Genomic DNA, 17,314 nt, shown 5'->3' on the forward strand with positions numbered 1-17,314 from the left:
ATTAAACACGAATATCAATCAAAGTCCCCAGCACTTCGTCTGCGGTTTGAATTGATTGCGTATTGGCTTTGGCATTAAACTCTTCGACCTTTAAATTGACCAAGGCTTCATCAATACGTGGTGGTTGTGACACAGGAGCGGTTACCGCTTCTTCCGGACGAGCAGCTTGCAGCTGGCGCTGTTGGGCAAGCTGGGCGTCGTCTTGTTGCTCAATGCTGCCGCGATTTATTTCTGCGCTGGCTTTCTCTATACCCTGACTGGCACGATTAAAACCTTCAACACCGTTATTAAACACAGATCCGATTGGCATATAACACCTCCACCAATGATATATTGGTTAATTATCGCTCATAAAACAGTCAAAATAAAGCTTTACTGCAGAGTTTTTCAAACCACCGTAAAGTTACTTTTCAAAGCATTGATTTGACGGCAGATAAAAACTCTTTTTTATGGGATATAAAAGGTGCGTGTGACGCCTTATCGATCACTTCATACTCAAAATCGTGTTTTAAAACTTTCATTTTGGTTACTGCGCGATACGGTACCAATGCATCTAAACGACCAAATACAGCAAGGATCGGCACTGGACAACAGGCAAAAGCATCGCGTAAATCATCTTGCTGTAAAATATCCAAACCAGCAGTTAATGCGCACTCTTGTGGAGCCGGAAATTCATTGAGTAACTGTTTAAGTTGTTTAATATCATCTCGGGCATTTTCACTGCCCATCGCCTGTATTGCCAAAAAGCGATCGATGGTTTTCTCACGATGAGTGACTAACTGCTCTTTAAATGCAGCTAATACATTTGCTTTAATTCCTGGCCAATCATCGCCTTCAGCAAACAATGGAGTTGCAGCAACTAATATCACTTTCGCGACTTTTTCAGGCCAGTGCTTTGCAATATAAAGAGCAAATAAACCACCTAAAGACCAGCCCATTAAGGTAGTGTTTGGCTGTAATTGATTGCTTAATTGTAATGCAGCGGCATGCAAAGTATACGGCTTTGGCGATGCTTGATTATTACCGTAACCGGGTAAATCAACACTGCGTACTGTATCGTTATGCATAAATTGAAGCTCCGGCAAGATCAACTGCCATACGCCTTGATTCATCCCCCAACCATGTAATAACACCAGCTCATTTTGCATTTTTTATAACCTTGCTCCAAACTTAGCGCTCATAATAGCGTTTGAGGGAATGAATGCAATGACTGCTTTTCATCAATGTTTTCAACAGCTGGGCGATTGGTTTTTTCCTTCTTTTTGTGTGCAATGCCAAAGTATTATCCGTACCAAACATAGTTTATGCGAACATTGTTTAGCTGATTTGCCGCTATTAGATATAACCACACATGCTAATTTACTGTATCGCCCAGATGTGGTTGAGTTATTTCCTGATTGCCAATTCGATTACCTGTTCGCTTGCGCGTGGTATCGTCCCCCTTTCGATGGTTGGCTCACGCAACTTAAATTTAGTAACCAAATTCATTATAAAAACGCATTGTCGTTAATTATTAGCCAGCAACTGACTGTTAGTAAAAAAAATAGCGAAATATGGCCAGATTTATTTATTATTTTACCTCTACATCAGCAGCGTTTTTTAAAGCGAGGCTTTAACCAAGTATCACAATGCTGGTTGCCATGTTTAGTAAATGAAAATATTGATTCTCAGAGTTTACAGCGTACAAAGAAAACCCAAGCACAGTCATCACTTAGCAAAGCTAAACGAGTAAAAAACTTACATGGCGCATTTATATGTAATACCGATATGAGCGGAAAAACAATTGCTATCATTGATGATGTGATGACCACAGGAGCAACTCTTAATGCTGCTACCGTCGCCCTTAAAAAGGCTGGTGCTAAGCAAGTTTGGGCATTTGTAACCTGCTTAACACCATTAGGTCATTAATACTTAAGCTAATTAATTAATCGGCATTCGCTCTAAATGTGTGACCAAAAAACAATGCATTGCTCAATAAACGACTGGTGCCGTACCAATAGCCCCTAAATACCGGATCATCTGTCATACCAATCACACTGCCACGACCATACGAATGTGCCACTAAACCAGCCGCTCCCGCTACTTGCTCAACATTCACATCATCGGTAAAGCCAGCTAGTAATGGCTTTTGCGTATACTGCAACACATTTACAAATGGTGCAGCTGACATTTCAAGTAACCAAGTACTATTTTTAAATACTGGTAAGGTGTCACGCTGTAATGAAAAAGTAAGTGGGTGCGTTAAATCGGCTTTAGTATTAAATATCGCTCCAGCAATACGTTGACGCCCAGCTAGATGATCTTTATCACCATAGTTTAAGCCATCCGTTTTGAAGGCGCTGGCAACATCTCGGCGTGATAAATAACTGGTTTTTAATAGTTGTTGATCGACTAAAAACTTAGCCCCACCTTTGTGGCCCCAAATAACTCCACCTTTACGTACCCAAGTTTTAATTGCTATTTTGTCAGCATCTGAAAGCTTATTGTAATTTCCATGAGCCAAAACAATGTGACTGTAATCACTAAGTTCAAGATCACCAAAACGTTCCATTTCCACAATGGTAGGTGCCACACCAACAAAGCGATCTAAGTAATACCACACTTCACCTACTTCATATTGACTAGTCCCTTGGCCACCAACGAGTAATACTTTCGGCGCTTTAACTACCGCTAACGTCCGCGAGCCTAAATCGACACCCTTTGCCGTTAAGCCAGAAGTAATAGGCGTAATCGCAATACCAAACTCATTTTGTGCACTATTTAATAACGACACCCATTGCGGATTTTTTTGAATCCCAGCAGGAATAATAATACTACCCGCAGCAAATTCCTGTGTACTTGCAAGCGATTTAGCTGATAACGAGCTGAGCGCCACACGAGCTTGCACACCTTGCTGTAATAATTTATTAAGCATTTTCGGAGCTAAATAGTTATCCCATTTAAAGCCAAACGCATACTGTGCATCTAACTCAGCAAATTGTGGTTTTTCAGGCTGTTGCCATGCATTTTTACTAACGTCTAAGCCCCAGCCACTTTTGATTGCTGCAAACTCCAAGTTAAAAGCGTGGGCTAACGTCCAACCGGATACATCATAAAAAGTGTTATCAACAAAACGCTTTTGCTCACTAAAAATGGCTTTAACTAAGCGATATTGCGGCTGGGCTAATGGCACAAAATAACTTTTCGCAGAAAAATTCTTACCATCCGCTTTTACTGCTTTATTAAGTGGATAAGCTTTGATCTGATGCTGTTTCAGTAAATCTAAAAAAAGTGCGCTACGTGTTGTATCTGCACCGCCTTGTACTACATAACCTTTATAATCTTCATCATTAGCAAGCTCTATAGCATTATTGTAAAAACTAGCTTGGTAATCGAGTAATGCTTGGCGATTATCTATCGCAGCCTGAAATGTAGATAGGCTCGTAAGCAGCTGGTTTTTAATCGTAAATGCAAAACTCAGCGGTCCATTTATGGTTTCTTGCAGATGACCACGAGAACTTGCTTGCTCAAATAAAATACCCACACCACCATTTACATCTGGATAAGTTGAACCTTTGCCATAGTAAAAATCATCAAAGCTTTCTTCGGTAAAATATAACGCGTTGTGTTCATCCAATGTTTTGGCATGATAGTTACCTATTGCCTTCGTGAGACTGACATTTTCATCAGGGGTGATCGGATGCTTACGTGATGGAATACCTGGCTGAAAGAAAAACGTGCTATTGGGACCCATTTCATGGAAATCAGTAAGAATATTGGGTTTCCAGTAATGAAACTTAGCAATACGAGCACGTGATTCAGGGTGTTGTAGCAGCAACCAATCACGATTTAAATCAAACCAGTAATGGTTAGTACGGCTACTTGGCCAGCTTTCAATATGCTCCCGAGTTTGTGGATCAGACGATAAGTTCATACCGCGATTACTATTCGCCCAATTCGCAAAGCGTGCTAAACCATCGGGGTTTAATGAAGGATCGAGTAAAATAACCGTGTTATTTAATAGCGTATCAATTTCTTTACCTTGCGCCGCAGCTAAATAATAAGCCACTAGCAAGGCTGAATTACTACCAGAAGATTCATTGCCATGAACGCTATAACCCATCCAAACGACCGCTGGCTGATCGGTTTCTTTGGCTTTTTCTGGATCGGCTAAACGAGCCAAGTGCGCCTTACGTGTTTGCTCCACATTCGCCAACTTATCAGCTGCGGTGATAGTTAGCATAACGAGCGGGCGCTGCTCATGGGTACGACCAATGACTTCAAAATTAATACGGTCACTTTTTTGTGCCAATATTTCCATATAACGAACGAGTTGATCATGACGTACGTGCCACTGCCCGACTTCATAGCCTAAAACCTGCTCTGGAGTGGGAATAGTTGGATCAAATTTCACATCATCATTGAAATAATATGAAAGCGGTTGTGCTAAACAAGAAAAGCTTAGCAATAGTGTAAAGATTGTTATTATCAAACGCATAGAAAACACTCAGTAAATGATCAATGTTTGCACGCTACCATTGCTTAAAATAGATGCCAAATTTTTACGCTCAACACTGGCGACAACGCGATGAGCGGAGTATGATAACCAGTATCCGAGTAATTTAGTCAAGTATAGTTGTTTTATGATTTCTATTTCCGAAACCGCACAATCGCATTTTGCAAAATTATTAGCTGACCAAGCTGAAAAAACAAATATTCGCGTATTTGTTGTTAACCCTGGCACATCACAAGCGGAATGTGGTGTATCTTACTGCCCTGAAGATGCAGTAGAAGCCACCGATATTCGTCTTCCTTTTAACGGCTTTGATGCTGTAGTTGACACAGAAAGCGCGCCATTTTTAGAAGAAGCTGAAATCGATTTCGTTACCGATAAAATGGGCACCCAGTTAACACTTAAAGCCCCCAATGCAAAAGCCCGTAAAATCGGTGATGATGCAAGCCTTAACGAACGTATTCAACACATGCTTGAAACTGAAGTTAACCCTCAGCTTGCTAACCATGGTGGCCAAGTAAGTCTTGTAGAAGTAACTGCTGAAGGTATTGCTGTTCTTCAATTTGGCGGTGGCTGTAATGGTTGTTCTATGATCGATGTCACACTAAAAGAAGGCATTGAAAAAGAAATGATTGCTAAGTTCGATGAAATCACCGGTGTTGCTGATATTACTGATCACAAAGCTGGCGATCATTCTTACTATTAATAGTAGGCAGTCATGCTAAAGCCGCTGATATATCGCTTAGGTTCAGAGCCTAAGCTCAGTTTAAAGCGCTTTTTACGCGGCTTAGCACTGTTTGTGCTAGCCGTGATATTAATCACCCTCGGCTATTATAGCCACTACAGCTTACAAATCATCGGCTTAGTAATTTTAGCCATCGCACTATTCTTCGCCGCTTGGGGCTACTTAGGTATCTTTGCTAATCGCTTTTCGCAGGTATTAGACAGAAAAGATTCCCGTCCAGAAGAAGATCCTGATCTTTGGAAATAGCCAAAGCTCTAGGTTCTATCAAAATACTGCCATGAAAAAGCACTCATCAACAATACCTATTTAATTTGTCGTACTTTATTTCAGTTGTTGCGGGAGCCTGAGTTTATGAAGAACGAACCGACGACCTTCGGGTTATGAGTAGCCCAATTTTCGCACTCACTGAATTTTAGACATAAAAAAACACTCATTTTAAGAGTGTCGATTCATTATTACTTGATTTCAGTGGTTGCGGGAGCCGGATTTAAATAGATGGCCTTTGCTGGCTAATGTAGAGCTGAGACCGACGAGCTATTTATTTCACTGAGTTTCAGGCATAAAAAAACACGCTTTAGGCGTGTCTGTTTAATATTTTAAATTGTAATTTCAGTTGGTTGCGGGAGCCGGATTTGAACCGACGACCTTCGGGTTATGAGCCCGACGAGCTACCAGGCTGCTCCATCCCGCGCCTGAAATATTAAGTGTTATTTTACTTCTTACTTAATTAAAGAAGTCAGCCAACTCACTAAAGAATTGGTTGCGGGAGCCGGATTTGAACCGACGACCTTCGGGTTATGAGCCCGACGAGCTACCAGGCTGCTCCATCCCGCGCCTGTATATTTTAAGTCTATCGACTAGTGATTTTTAACTCTCACCAAGAGTTTACAGTAACCGCTTCTTTAAAAGAATTGGTTGCGGGAGCTGTGAAAGGTGAAGAGTGAACCGACGACCTTTTAAAACTTCCAATGCACCAAATCATTTAAGAAAATTGGTTGCGGGAGCCGGATTTGAACCGACGACCTTCGGGTTATGAGCCCGACGAGCTACCAGGCTGCTCCATCCCGCGCCTGTAATTTCTTTTTCAACGGTTTCGCGTTATTTGCGAGCCTGTTTCGAAGAGAGCGCTATAGTATAGGAATCATATTATAATGCAACAGTTAAACTGCTTAAAGCTGTTCAACCGAACAAAAAGCAAACAAACAGAGTAATTAAAGCGCTCTTTGGTGTGGACTGATCATTTTTTGCCACTCCCAATCAGGGTGACCCATCACTATAAAGTCAGGGTTCTCTGTACTCTCACGCTGATTGTAGGTTAATGGATTAAATTCAGCATCAGTAATACAGCCACCTGCTTCTTCAACAATTATTTGCGATGCTCCCGTATCCCACTCACCTGTTGGCCCTATCCGTAAAAAACAGTCAGCTTTACCCTCAGCAACAATACATGCTTTTAAAGAGCATGAACCTACAGCAACTGTTGTAAACTGCGCGTTCAAGTATTGACTAACAGCTTCAATTTTTTGACGACGACTAACAGCCAAAGTTAAGTTATCTGGAGTGGCAACATTGATCTGCTGCTCTACGCCATCAACACGCTTAAATGCACCATTTTGATAACTGGCAAAATAAGTTGTCTCTTTCGCTGGCCAATAAATCACCCCAAGCACTGGGCGATTGTTTTCAATCAAAGCGATATTTACCGCAAAGTCGCCGCTTTCTAAAATAAACTCACCGGTACCGTCCATTGGATCGAGTAACCAATAGCGCTGCCAATCTTGCCTATCTGCTAAAGCAGGGATTGGTGTTTCTTCTGACATAATAGGAATATCTGGCGCTAGTGCTTTTAATCCAGCAACTAACACATCGTTAGCGGCTAAATCGGCTTTAGTGACAGGTGTGTGATCTGACTTTTCTTGCTGGCCAATATCATCTTTCTTGTAAATAGCCATAATCGCAGCACCAGCGCTTTGCGCAAGCTCAATACATGGCTCAAGTAATTCAATCATTCGCAGCTCCTGATTCTAAATGCCTAGTTAATAATAGCAAAGCTGCAACGCTTCGTGCTTCGGTGAAGTCTGATTGTTGTAATAATGACTGCCAATCGGTTAATGGCCACTTAACAACCACTAATGGTTCTGGCTCGTCCCCAACTAAAGTTTGCGGATAAAGTTGTTGCGCAAACAATATGTGCATAGTCGCATTAAAGTAACTGGGTGCCATTGAAACCACTTTAAGTGGCTGAAGTTGCTCAGCACCAAAGCCAACTTCTTCTTTTAATTCTCGGTTTGCTGCTTGTTCTGGTGTTTCACCAGGATCAATTAAGCCTTTTGGGAAGCCTAGTTGATAATCATTAGTGCCAGCACAATATTCTCGTACTAACAGTAATTCATTATCAGCTGTTAACGGCACTATCATTACAGCCCCTCGGCCACCGCCGCGGATCCGTTCGTATTGACGCTGTTCGTCATTTGAAAATTTTAATTCAAGTGATTCCACCGTAAATAATCGGCTTTTAGCAACAACTTCGGTGCGAAGAATTTGTGGTGGTGTTGGGTGCTTTTTCTGTGTCATTGGCATTAATTTGCTATCATGGCAGTTAGTTCAATAATAAACCCTATAAGATGAAATTCCTATGTTAAATTGGTCAAAAATCGATACTGTGCTGCTAGATATGGATGGCACTTTGCTCGATCTCCATTTTGATAATCACTTTTGGCTGACAGTGATCCCTGAGCAACTCGCTATCGCAAAGAATATTAGTTTGGCACAAGCCCAAGCGGATATATTAAAACGCTATCAAGCCGTTAGCGGTCAAATCCAATGGTATTGCTTAGATTACTGGGAACAACAACTTAATTTACCTATTATGGAGCTAAAATATCAGCATCAGCACCTCATTAAAATGCGTGAGGATGTACCTGCATTTTTAACATCGTTGCGAAAAGCGGGTAAAGAGTTGATTTTACTTACCAACGCACACCCGGAAAGTGTCATGCTCAAGTTTGAAAAAACCAATATTGATAACTATTTAGATGGTGTGGTGTCGACTCATCAATATGGTGTGAGTAAAGAGCAGCAAAGCTTATGGCAGCAAGTACAACTCGATTTAGGTTTTGATAAGCAGCGTACGCTGTTCGTTGACGACAGTTTAGCGGTACTAAACGCCGCAAAAGAATATGGTATTGGCCATTTATTGGCGGTTGCAAACCCAGATAGTAAACAACCGCACAATGAAATCAGTGACTATTTGAGCGTCACTGATTTTCGTGACATGCTGCCTTAATTTTTAGGGTAGCGAGCCTCTAAGCCTTGATATACAAGCTTTGCAAAATCAGCATGTTCCGTATTCAGGCTTTTAACGACCTCAACTAAATGCTCGTTATCTTCTTTGCCATGCCATTCTTTAATGTAGCTACCATCTTTATAACCATGATCTTGGCGGAAAAAATTAAGCGTATTTTTACCTACATAGCCTCGATATAAATCATCAATATCCATACCTATTAGCGCCATACATCCAGCGAAGGCTGCGGCGTTAAAGGTTTTCTCAGCGACGGCTGACGCGGCGAGAATTTCTAACGTTTGTTTGAAATCATCAGCTTGTTGCGGTGCACTTAACTGTTGTTCCAACTGCTTAGCAAGATCTAAATAACTGGTCTCACCATCAATGCGTAACGATAAACCGAAGTGAAAAATATCAACCAATTCTAAAATAACTTGCTCGGTATCTGGAGTTTGCTTTTTCCACCATTTCCAACCGTAATGATCAAGCATTTCAGCGCATTCAACCCAAATAGCGCGATACCATTCAAAGCCTTGGCTAAACCATTGATCATGAACTTTGGTGTTCATGGCATTTTGCATTTCTAGCATCACCACTAGTTTATTTAAATTGGCAGACATATCTCTTCCGGTTACTATTTTTTAATTGTAGTTAATAATACAGATAAATACTCTTCGATGAAATCGATTCTACGTGCTGATTGTGGTTAATACGCAGAGGTCGCTAACACAAATATTGCCAATATAGCTAAGGGCATTTCATTACGCGGCACCCGAGGATATTTTGCTAACTGAAAACTGACGGCTACCTACCTGTAGTAAATTCTTGCCATGAATTAATCAGATCAACAAAATCTTCAAAACCACAGCCGCTACTTAAACCATTTTCTTCAAGCATAAGCTCATCATCTTGATAAGCAAATAAATCTTCAGAGTCTTGGTGCAAGGCATGGGCTTCAAAAATGGCTTCATCTTTATTTAAGATCAAATCAATTTCTTGGCCCTGTAGCGTTAACGGCTCAAAACTACTTGATACTGAGGCTATTAAAGCTTGTACCATGGCGATTTTATCTTTACCGATTTCTTCATTAAGCCAACGGCCAATAACCGCATGTTCACTGCTAATTTTAATCCGCAAGCCACTTATTGGATCGCGTATAAATTGGTATTCCATAACTTTACCTAAATACAACTAATGATCGGGATTATACCCTAGTCAGTGCTGAATAAATAAAGCCAGTGACAAAAATAGCGCTAAAAAGCGCTATTCTTTGAAGTGATACAGCTACCGATAAGATCTAAACCGCGCGGCATCAATGATTGCCCAAATATAGACGATCGGCAGTAATATAAAACCAATCGCAACATAAATAAGCGCGCCACTAATAACCCACGCTAGGAAGAAACCAATTGCCGCCATGATCCGGCCTTGAACTAACTGCCCTAAACCTGGGAAAAATATATTACAAATCGCTGCGATAACATTACCGCCTGAACCTTGCTCTGCCATGTTAACCTCAATTATTAATTTAATTTTATTCTTATCTACTTACATTCTTCATGCCAATTATTTAGTTATTAAAAATCAATATGTTAAAATCAACGGTAATACGAAGAACTAGCTAAAATCGTGATTTTTACTAAATATAAGTCAAATTGGCGATATCACTTCACACCATTGATCTAGCTTAGCTAAAAAATGACTATAAATGAATCATTAAGTTTTTAAAGCCTTTAGACTATGTATTAAATTAACTGGTTATAAAAACAGTATTTTATTTAGCCTAACAAAAACACCTGTTATACTGCTTTTAATATTGATTGAAAAGGCGTGATGATGGACGTTTCAGAATTACTCGACGGTTTAAATGATAAACAACGGGATGCAGTTGCAGCCCCACTCCAAAATATGCTGGTGCTTGCTGGCGCAGGCTCTGGGAAAACTCGAGTACTCGTTCATCGTATCGCATGGTTAATGCAGGTTGAGCAAGCCTCCGCTTATAGTATTTTTGCAGTAACCTTTACCAATAAAGCAGCTAAAGAAATGCGCACGCGCGTTGAACAAGCCCTTCAAGCACCAGTAGGTGGTATGTGGATTGGTACTTTCCATGGCTTATCACACCGTATTTTGCGCGCCCACCATCGCGAAGCAAACTTACCAGAAGCGTTTCAAATTTTAGACTCTGATGATCAACTTAGAATGATCAAACGCTTATTAAAAGCCATGAATATTGATGACAAAAAATGGCCTGCAAAACAGTTTGGCTGGTATATCAGCGCCAAGAAAGATGAAGGTCTGCGCCCCAAAGATATCCAAGCTTACGACATCAACGAACAAATGATGCTTAAAGTTTACACCGCTTATCAAGAAGCATGTGATCGAGCAGGATTAGTTGATTTTGCCGAAATCTTATTACGTAGTTTTGAAGTACTAAAAAATAATCCAACCTTACTACGTCACTACCAGCAACGTTTTGCCCATATGCTAGTAGACGAGTTTCAAGATACCAACACCATTCAATATGCATGGCTTAAATTATTAGCCGGCGATACCAACAGCATCATGATCGTAGGTGATGATGACCAAAGTATTTACGGTTGGCGTGGTGCTAAAATTGAAAACATTAAGCGCTTTTTGACCGATTTTAAAGCCGAAACTATTCGCCTTGAACAAAACTATCGCTCTACTGCCACGATTCTAAAAGCGTCTAATGCACTTATTCAAAATAACTCAGACCGAATGGGTAAAAGCCTCTGGACTGATGGCAATGATGGTGAACCTATTTCTGTTTATGCCGCTTTTAACGAATTAGACGAAGCGCGCTTTGTAAGCAGCAAATTACGCAGCTGGTTAAACGCTGGTAATGCCCTACAAGATGCGGCGATTTTATATCGTAGTAACGCGCAATCGCGGGTACTTGAAGAAGCGATGTTACAAGAAGGCTTGAAGTACCGAATTTACGGCGGTATGCGCTTCTTTGAACGTCAGGAAATTAAAGATGCACTGGCATATTTACGGCTCGTAGGTAATCGTCAGGATGATGCTGCATTTGAGCGAGTGATTAACACTCCTGCTCGTGGCATTGGCGATAAGACCTTAAGCCATATTCGCGATTGTGCGCGTAGCGAATCATTACCATTATGGTACGCCGCCAAAGCCATCGTAGAACAACAACATTTATCAGGACGTGCGGCGACGGTTGTTACTAAGTTTGTTGAACTGGTAGAACATATTGAAGATAAAATTGGTGATCTCACTTTAGAAGAGCAAGCGAAATACGCTATTCAAACATCTGGTTTAATGGCGATGTATCAAGCAGAAAAAGGCGAAAAGGGCCGCGCCCGGGTAGAAAACTTAGAAGAGCTGATCAGCGCCTGTGGCCAATACGAACTCCCGGAAGATGAAGAGTTTAGCTCACCACTGCAAGGATTCTTGGCTTATACCTCACTGGAATCAGGTGATGGCCAAGCTGAAGAACATGAAGATGCAGTGCAAATGATGACGTTGCACTCAGCGAAAGGCTTAGAGTTTCCACTCGTATTTATGGTTGGTGTTGAAGAAGGCATGTTCCCATCTCAACAAAGTAATGAAGAATCAGGTCGGTTAGAAGAAGAGCGTCGTCTTTGTTATGTCGGGATGACTCGTGCGATGGAAAAACTCTATATTAGCCATGCCGAGAGCCGCCGTCTTTATGGTCAAGAAAAGTACCACAGTCCATCACGCTTTTTACGTGAAATGCCTGAAGATTGTATTGAAGAAATTCGTATTAAAACTCAAGTATCGCGACCACCCGCAGCAGGACGATTTAGCTCATCAGTTAGTCATGCCGTATTTGAAGAAAGTGGCTTTAGCTTAGGACAACACGTATTACATGCAAAATTTGGTATGGGAACGGTTATTAATTACGAAGGCAGTGGCGCTCAATCTCGCGTACAAGTGAATTTTGATGACTTTGGTAGTAAGTGGTTAGTAACTGTTTATGCACGACTACAAGCCATTTAACTCGTTAATAAGTAATATCCTACCGCAAATTGCCTATGCTAAACATAGGCAATTGCTACTCATTACTGGCGAACAAAACTGGTGTTATCAACAGGCTAATGAGTTACTCAAGCAACTTTGCCATCCGCTTGTTAAGGTATTATCAACTAGTGGCGAACTCACTGACAGTAGCTGGCCTGAACATACTCATCAAATTCTTGGCCAAGAATTTCAGCATGTTATTTATGACGGTTTTAGTGGCTTAGTGCCAGACAAATTTGCCGCTCTTAGTGGCACTGTTCAGGCTGGCGGTTTATTTATTGTATTGTTGCCAGAACTTGATGATTTACACTATTGGTGTGACCCAGCACTGACCGCCTTTCAATCATTTGCTCAACAACAACAGCAGAGTTATTTTAACCAACGCTTGGCACGCTTACTCCAGAGTAATTTGTATCTGCACCTCAGCCAACAATCAGGCTGGCAAACGTTACCAGAAACAAGCCAGCTAGCAGGTAAAATAAACCTAACTGAACAGCAATTTTGCATCGAGCAAATCATTAGAACTGCCAACGGTAGAGCCAATCGCCCTTTATTGATCAGCGCCGATCGTGGCCGTGGAAAATCGGCGGCTTTAGGGCTTGCTGCTGCAACACTTAACGATAAAAAAATACTCATTTGTGCACAGCAGTTTAACGCCCTACACAGCTGTTTTAAACACTTTGCCGCAGCACGAGGATTAAGCTATCAAACTCGGGATAAACAACTCGCCAACTTGCATTATATCGCACCCGATCAATTACTAAATGAACTACCTGACTGTGATGTATTGCTGGTTGATGAAGCTGCTGCGATCCCAGTACCATTATTAATTAAAATGCTCACGCATTATCCCCGCATTATATTTGCCAGCACTATGGTAGGTTATGAAGGGAATGGCCGCGGGTATACTTTAAAATTCAAACGTTACCTAGAGCAACATTATAAAAATATGCATAGTGTTACTCTAGAGCAACCAATTCGCTTCGCAGCGAATGATCCGCTAGAACAGCATATTTGTAATTTGTTAGCACTTGATGCCGATTATCAAGATATTACACTAGACCCCAGCGCTCTGCTCTATTCTGAACTGACTCCCCAACACCTTGCTGAAAATGAAGCACTACTGCGTCAAGTCATTGGGCTATTAGCATTAGCGCATTATCAAACTAGCGTGAATGACTTGCGCCACTTACTCGACGCGACAGAGCAACGCATCTTTGTATGTCAGCAACAAGGCGTTATTATTGCAGTATGCCTAATTGCGATTGAAGGCGGTTTAACCGCAGACTTGAGTCAACAGGTTGTTAGTGGTCAACGTCGCCCACAGGGGCATTTGATGGCGCAAACATTAGCACAGTTAAGTGCTAATGCTGACGTACTAACAAGGTTGTGTGCTCGTGTTGTGCGCATTGCTGTAGCTCCATCACAGCATAGTAAATGTATTGGCTCACAACTTATTGCTCATTGTGAACGGCAACTAGCATCGAGCTGTGACTGGTTTGGAGCCAGCTTTGGCGCTAATGCGAGCCTACTCAAGTTTTGGCAAATGGCGGGGTTTAGTTTAGTTAAACTAGGCTTTATGCAAGATAAAGCGACTGCAGAACATGCAGCTCTTGTGGCTAAAAGTTTAACTGATCGCAGCTCGCTAATTAAAAATCTGAAAACTGATTTTCAATCAGACTTTGCATTGCAACTACTTGATCATTTCAATCAGTTAGATCAACAATTAGTCGAACAAGTACTGCGTGACTGTGCTCAACATAACGCTGATAACATCCAAGATACACGTCTAGCTGCATTACTAACAACAGATTACCAAATTTTTACCATCAAACCTTTATTATGGCGGACACTTTGGTGCACACCAAGCAGCTTATCTAATTGCGATGAAAATACCAAATGTCTTTTTATTAGACTAATATTACAAAACTGGTCATCACAAAAGGCACAAATAGTTTTACAGATCCGTGGTAAAAAATCACTCGATAAACTATTCAAACAGGCTGTTACTAATTGGTATGAACAATACTTACTTAAAAAATTACCTTAGCGTTCTTTTCTTCTTTTTATTTTCACATAGCAATTTCGCCTATGCCGAGAACAAGCCAGCGATAAAATTAGGCATGTCTACCGCGTTAACAGGACCTGCCAAACAAATTGGTGAACAACTTTACCTAGGTAGTAATATCTATTTTAACAAGCTAAATAAAAACGGAGGTATCAATGGAGCACACGTAGAATTAATAGTCGCCGACGATGGCTATGAACCAAAACGCGCAGTAAGTAATACTCGTCACTTTATTTATCGAGACAAAGTAGATGCGCTATTCGGTGCAATGGGAACTCCAACAAGCTTTGCTGTTTTACCAATCCTTGAACAACTGCAAATTCCATATTTAATGCCTTACAGCGGCGCTAAATTTTTGCATTATCAGCCAACAATTAATGTATTCAACATAAGAGCTAGCTACGATGATGAAGCTGACGAGCAAATAAAATACCTAGTCGAAGAAAACAATCACACACGTATTGGATTTTTAATTCAAGCAGATGAATTTGGTCTTGTAGTAGAATCTGGATTGCGAGAATCGCTCGCCAAACACAATCTAAAGCCAGTTAAAGTCGCGCGCTATCAACGAAACAGTAATGAGATAATGAGCGCCTTAGAAATACTAAAAGCCAGTGGTGCTACAGCCATTTGCTTAGTAGGCACATACAAACCATTATCTGAATTTATAAATAGTGCCCATGAACAACAGTTTATGCCTGACTACACCAGCATATCTTTTGCCTCAAGCAATGACTTATTTGCTCGCCTAAAATACTCCAGTAAACTTATGGCGACCGAAGTAGTCCCTAACCCTAATAAATGTGACGCCTATTGGTGCACTGAATTCTTAAAAGATATGGCTGCAGCGCAAATTAACACACCTAATCGTCTGCACTTTGAAGGCTATCTCAATGCAATGGTGTTTAGCGCCGCAGCACAACGCTGCCCGCAACCACTGCAACATAATTGTTTAATGCAGCGCCTAAATATTATTTTTAGTGAAGATAAACAAATAAACGCGTTATTCGTCAATAAAACTGATAAGAATAAGCATACTGTCTATCGCTCTGTGTTTTAACAAAATAGCTGCGCTTTCTAAATAATGTTCTATTATTAAGCTATATATTTAGGAGGTGAGGACACTATGGACTTAATTAATTTTAGAGTAGGCCAGAAAACAATTTCATTAAAAATTCTCGACATACTTTTAACTGAACGCTTTGAAGATAATTTAACCTCATTACCTAACGACAATAAAAGTTTTATTGGTGTTAAAGACTATATGGAAACCCCCACTCCAATATTTGATCTAGGTATTATCCTCAACAAACAATCAACTCAAGATACCAACTTATCATTAGTGAATTTATTTAGTGAGTGGGAACAAAAACAACACGAATGGTTTTTCGCACTTGAAAATAGCATTAACCAAAATCAACCTTTTAACCACAACACTGACATTCAGCAATCTAACTTTGCAAAATGGTACAGCAGCTTTAAAACCGAAAATGAAGATCTTAAAGCAATTATAGAACGATTTAAGATCCCTCATGCACGCTTGTATAGTCGTGCTAATAAGCAAATTGAACTAGTAAAAAAAGGCAATCCAAAGCAAGCTCTTATTGACCTAAATATTGAGCGAAACAGCAATTTTATGCAATTAATTAGACTGTTCGAATCAGCCAAAGAACAAATTATTTTAGATTATAAGCCAATCATCATTTTTACCACAAAAGATGGTAGAAACCCACATATAGGACTACTTGTTGATAAAGTCGAGGATAATATCAGTTATAAAAAAGAAGATATCAAGCCTTTAGATAAGCTAACAGATGTAGGTTTTGACATTGACCCGCAGACCAAAAATATGATGCGAGGATTAATAAAACTTGAGCATAAACATAGCGTACTCATAGACCCAAGTGCAATCTTTAGACCTGATCACTTAATGCATCAACATGCTGAAGAAACAGCAGAATATGGGTTGTTTTAGAAGTGCATTTTCTAGATAGCAGTTCCTTTTAAAGGGCGCTAGTTTCTCAAGATTAAAAATGGCGCACGCATGTCAAAGGTTAACACTGACGGCTCGAAGCCAATAGCTTTCCTGCAGACGTAAAAAAGCCGCTTCATTTCTGAAGCGGCTTTCTCAATTTGGAGCCATGGTGCGCTACGCCTTAGGATGTCGTGGTGCCCACAGCGGTAAAAAGTCACATAGCAAATGTATAGAGTAGGCTTTAGGCTCTTATTCTTTTCCTTTAACCTATTACCTTTCACCTCGAACCTTCTTTATTCCAGACGTAAAAAAGCCCGACTATTTCTAGTCGGGCTTTCTCAATTTGGAGCCTGGCGATGTCGTAGTGCCCACAGCGGTAGAGAGCCACATAGCAAATGCGACACTATCTTTGTGTTGGGGCGGCCTTGTGCGGGGCTCGCCTTCGAGCTGGTTTGTTTGATGTATAGGAATACGAATGCCGTGAAGCACAGGATATGCAAGAGCGGCCACTACTGAGTTCACCATGGGGTCTTGGCTTGGTGTTTTCATTTTATTCCAGACAACAAAAAACCCGTCACATCGCTGTAACGGGTTTCTCTTATTTGGAGCCTGGCAATGTCCTACTTTCACATAGCAAATGCTACACTATCATCGGCGCTGTTTCGTTTCACTACTGAGTTCGGCATGGGGTCAGGTGGGTCCAAAACGCTATTGTTACCAAGCAA

General features: G+C 40.8%; 16 protein-coding genes, 3 tRNA genes and 1 rRNA gene. 8 read left to right on the top strand and 12 right to left on the bottom strand.

The genetic code is table 11. The annotated features are described in order from the left end of the window. Nucleotide 1: 1 nt before the first annotated feature. Together H5186_RS15530 and bioH are read right to left on the bottom strand one after the other, a co-directional pair. On the bottom strand, nt 2–310 hold the full coding sequence (locus H5186_RS15530) for a hypothetical protein (protein ID WP_182794652.1): 309 nt from the start codon (nt 308–310) through the stop codon (nt 2–4). A 100-nt stretch (nt 311–410) separates the two neighbouring features. Continuing rightward, nucleotides 411–1,148, bottom strand: a complete 738-nt coding sequence (gene bioH / locus H5186_RS15535) for a pimeloyl-ACP methyl ester esterase BioH (RefSeq protein WP_182794653.1) — start codon at nt 1,146–1,148, stop codon at nt 411–413. A gap of 58 nt (nt 1,149–1,206) precedes the next feature. On the opposite strand from bioH, the gene H5186_RS15540 reads away from it, so the two are divergent. Then, a complete protein-coding gene (locus H5186_RS15540) occupies nt 1,207–1,908 on the top strand; it encodes a ComF family protein (RefSeq protein WP_182719106.1) in 702 nt (233 codons plus the stop codon). 16 nt (nt 1,909–1,924) lie between these two features. Here H5186_RS15540 and H5186_RS15545 read toward each other — a convergent pair whose 3' ends face one another. Further along, complete coding sequence (locus H5186_RS15545; RefSeq protein WP_182794654.1) at nt 1,925–4,477, bottom strand: M14 metallopeptidase family protein; 2,553 nt, start codon at nt 4,475–4,477, stop codon at nt 1,925–1,927. Nucleotides 4,478–4,622: 145 nt separating this feature from the next. On the opposite strand from H5186_RS15545, the gene nfuA reads away from it, so the two are divergent. Continuing rightward, nucleotides 4,623–5,198 carry a Fe-S biogenesis protein NfuA gene (gene nfuA, locus H5186_RS15550; protein ID WP_182794655.1) on the top strand — a complete coding sequence of 192 codons (576 nt, stop codon included), beginning with the start codon at nt 4,623–4,625 and terminating at the stop codon, nt 5,196–5,198. A gap of 12 nt (nt 5,199–5,210) precedes the next feature. Next, nucleotides 5,211–5,483, top strand: a complete 273-nt coding sequence (locus tag H5186_RS15555) for a hypothetical protein (RefSeq protein WP_145242551.1) — start codon at nt 5,211–5,213, stop codon at nt 5,481–5,483. 368 nt (nt 5,484–5,851) lie between these two features. Here the strand turns inward: H5186_RS15555 and H5186_RS15560 are convergent. From H5186_RS15560 to nudE, 5 genes are all read right to left on the bottom strand, one after another. Then, nucleotides 5,852–5,928, bottom strand: a tRNA-Met gene (locus H5186_RS15560). A gap of 66 nt (nt 5,929–5,994) precedes the next feature. Then, nucleotides 5,995–6,071 (bottom strand) — tRNA-Met (locus tag H5186_RS15565). Nucleotides 6,072–6,229: 158 nt separating this feature from the next. Beyond that, a tRNA-Met gene (locus tag H5186_RS15570) sits at nt 6,230–6,306 on the bottom strand. A gap of 142 nt (nt 6,307–6,448) precedes the next feature. Continuing rightward, entirely contained in the window at nt 6,449–7,246 is a 798-nt protein-coding gene (gene cysQ / locus H5186_RS15575) for a 3'(2'),5'-bisphosphate nucleotidase CysQ (protein ID WP_145242561.1), read from the bottom strand. Next, nucleotides 7,239–7,811, bottom strand: a complete 573-nt coding sequence (gene nudE, locus H5186_RS15580; RefSeq protein WP_182794656.1) for an ADP compounds hydrolase NudE — start codon at nt 7,809–7,811, stop codon at nt 7,239–7,241. Before nudE ends, cysQ begins: the two co-directional genes overlap by 8 nt. A gap of 61 nt (nt 7,812–7,872) precedes the next feature. On the opposite strand from nudE, the gene yrfG reads away from it, so the two are divergent. After that, on the top strand, nt 7,873–8,523 hold the full coding sequence (gene yrfG / locus H5186_RS15585) for a GMP/IMP nucleotidase (protein ID WP_145242565.1): 651 nt from the start codon (nt 7,873–7,875) through the stop codon (nt 8,521–8,523). Here the strand turns inward: yrfG and H5186_RS15590 are convergent. The 3 genes from H5186_RS15590 to H5186_RS15600 all read right to left on the bottom strand — a co-directional run bounded on the left by H5186_RS15590 (nt 8,520) and on the right by H5186_RS15600 (nt 10,032). After that, nucleotides 8,520–9,143: a dUTP diphosphatase gene (locus H5186_RS15590; protein WP_145242567.1), complete on the bottom strand. Its 624-nt coding sequence runs from the start codon at nt 9,141–9,143 to the stop codon at nt 8,520–8,522. The genes yrfG and H5186_RS15590 overlap by 4 nt on opposite strands. A gap of 184 nt (nt 9,144–9,327) precedes the next feature. Further along, nucleotides 9,328–9,696: a YacL family protein gene (locus H5186_RS15595; RefSeq protein ID WP_145242569.1), complete on the bottom strand. Its 369-nt coding sequence runs from the start codon at nt 9,694–9,696 to the stop codon at nt 9,328–9,330. Nucleotides 9,697–9,807: 111 nt separating this feature from the next. Further along, the gene (locus H5186_RS15600; protein ID WP_145242571.1) at nt 9,808–10,032 is read right to left on the bottom strand and encodes a hypothetical protein; all 225 of its coding nucleotides are present in this window, start codon (nt 10,030–10,032) and stop codon (nt 9,808–9,810) included. Nucleotides 10,033–10,359: 327 nt separating this feature from the next. Between H5186_RS15600 and uvrD the strand changes: the two genes are divergently transcribed. The 4 genes from uvrD (at nt 10,360) to H5186_RS15620 (ending at nt 16,589) form a co-directional block, all read left to right on the top strand. Beyond that, nucleotides 10,360–12,525 (top strand): DNA helicase II, encoded by a 2,166-nt coding sequence (gene uvrD / locus H5186_RS15605; protein WP_145242582.1) that lies wholly within the window; start codon nt 10,360–10,362, stop codon nt 12,523–12,525. Continuing rightward, on the top strand, nt 12,503–14,596 hold the full coding sequence (locus H5186_RS15610; RefSeq protein ID WP_182740426.1) for a GNAT family N-acetyltransferase: 2,094 nt from the start codon (nt 12,503–12,505) through the stop codon (nt 14,594–14,596). Before uvrD ends, H5186_RS15610 begins: the two co-directional genes overlap by 23 nt. A gap of 73 nt (nt 14,597–14,669) precedes the next feature. Next, nucleotides 14,670–15,674, top strand: coding sequence for an ABC transporter substrate-binding protein (locus tag H5186_RS15615; protein WP_259400349.1), 1,005 nt, complete (start codon nt 14,670–14,672; stop codon nt 15,672–15,674). A 66-nt stretch (nt 15,675–15,740) separates the two neighbouring features. Further along, nucleotides 15,741–16,589, top strand: a complete 849-nt coding sequence (locus tag H5186_RS15620) for a chemotaxis protein (protein ID WP_182794658.1) — start codon at nt 15,741–15,743, stop codon at nt 16,587–16,589. Between the two features lie 607 nt (nt 16,590–17,196). On the opposite strand, the gene rrf is transcribed toward H5186_RS15620, so the two are convergent. Further along, nucleotides 17,197–17,311, bottom strand: a 5S ribosomal RNA gene (rrf, locus tag H5186_RS15625). Nucleotides 17,312–17,314 lie beyond the last annotated feature (3 nt).

Source organism: Pseudoalteromonas sp. SG41-2, assembly GCF_014164535.1.
In the GTDB taxonomy this organism is placed as follows: Bacteria; Pseudomonadota; Gammaproteobacteria; order Enterobacterales; family Alteromonadaceae; genus Pseudoalteromonas; species Pseudoalteromonas rhizosphaerae.

Bases quoted from the DNA above. Each gene is read 5' to 3' on its own strand.
- H5186_RS15530 (WP_182794652.1), bottom strand. From the start codon at position 310: ATGCCAATCGGATCTGTGTTTAATAACGGTGTTGAAGGTTTTAATCGT.
- bioH (WP_182794653.1), bottom strand. From the start codon at position 1,148: ATGCAAAATGAGCTGGTGTTATTACATGGTTGGGGGATGAATCAAGGC.
- H5186_RS15540 (WP_182719106.1), top strand. From the start codon at position 1,207: ATGACTGCTTTTCATCAATGTTTTCAACAGCTGGGCGATTGGTTTTTT.
- H5186_RS15545 (WP_182794654.1), bottom strand. From the start codon at position 4,477: ATGCGTTTGATAATAACAATCTTTACACTATTGCTAAGCTTTTCTTGT.
- nfuA (WP_182794655.1), top strand. From the start codon at position 4,623: ATGATTTCTATTTCCGAAACCGCACAATCGCATTTTGCAAAATTATTA.
- H5186_RS15555 (WP_145242551.1), top strand. From the start codon at position 5,211: ATGCTAAAGCCGCTGATATATCGCTTAGGTTCAGAGCCTAAGCTCAGT.
- cysQ (WP_145242561.1), bottom strand. From the start codon at position 7,246: ATGATTGAATTACTTGAGCCATGTATTGAGCTTGCGCAAAGCGCTGGT.
- nudE (WP_182794656.1), bottom strand. From the start codon at position 7,811: ATGACACAGAAAAAGCACCCAACACCACCACAAATTCTTCGCACCGAA.
- yrfG (WP_145242565.1), top strand. From the start codon at position 7,873: ATGTTAAATTGGTCAAAAATCGATACTGTGCTGCTAGATATGGATGGC.
- H5186_RS15590 (WP_145242567.1), bottom strand. From the start codon at position 9,143: ATGTCTGCCAATTTAAATAAACTAGTGGTGATGCTAGAAATGCAAAAT.
- H5186_RS15595 (WP_145242569.1), bottom strand. From the start codon at position 9,696: ATGGAATACCAATTTATACGCGATCCAATAAGTGGCTTGCGGATTAAA.
- H5186_RS15600 (WP_145242571.1), bottom strand. From the start codon at position 10,032: ATGGCAGAGCAAGGTTCAGGCGGTAATGTTATCGCAGCGATTTGTAAT.
- uvrD (WP_145242582.1), top strand. From the start codon at position 10,360: ATGGACGTTTCAGAATTACTCGACGGTTTAAATGATAAACAACGGGAT.
- H5186_RS15610 (WP_182740426.1), top strand. From the start codon at position 12,503: ATGCACGACTACAAGCCATTTAACTCGTTAATAAGTAATATCCTACCG.
- H5186_RS15615 (WP_259400349.1), top strand. From the start codon at position 14,670: ATGTCTACCGCGTTAACAGGACCTGCCAAACAAATTGGTGAACAACTT.
- H5186_RS15620 (WP_182794658.1), top strand. From the start codon at position 15,741: ATGGACTTAATTAATTTTAGAGTAGGCCAGAAAACAATTTCATTAAAA.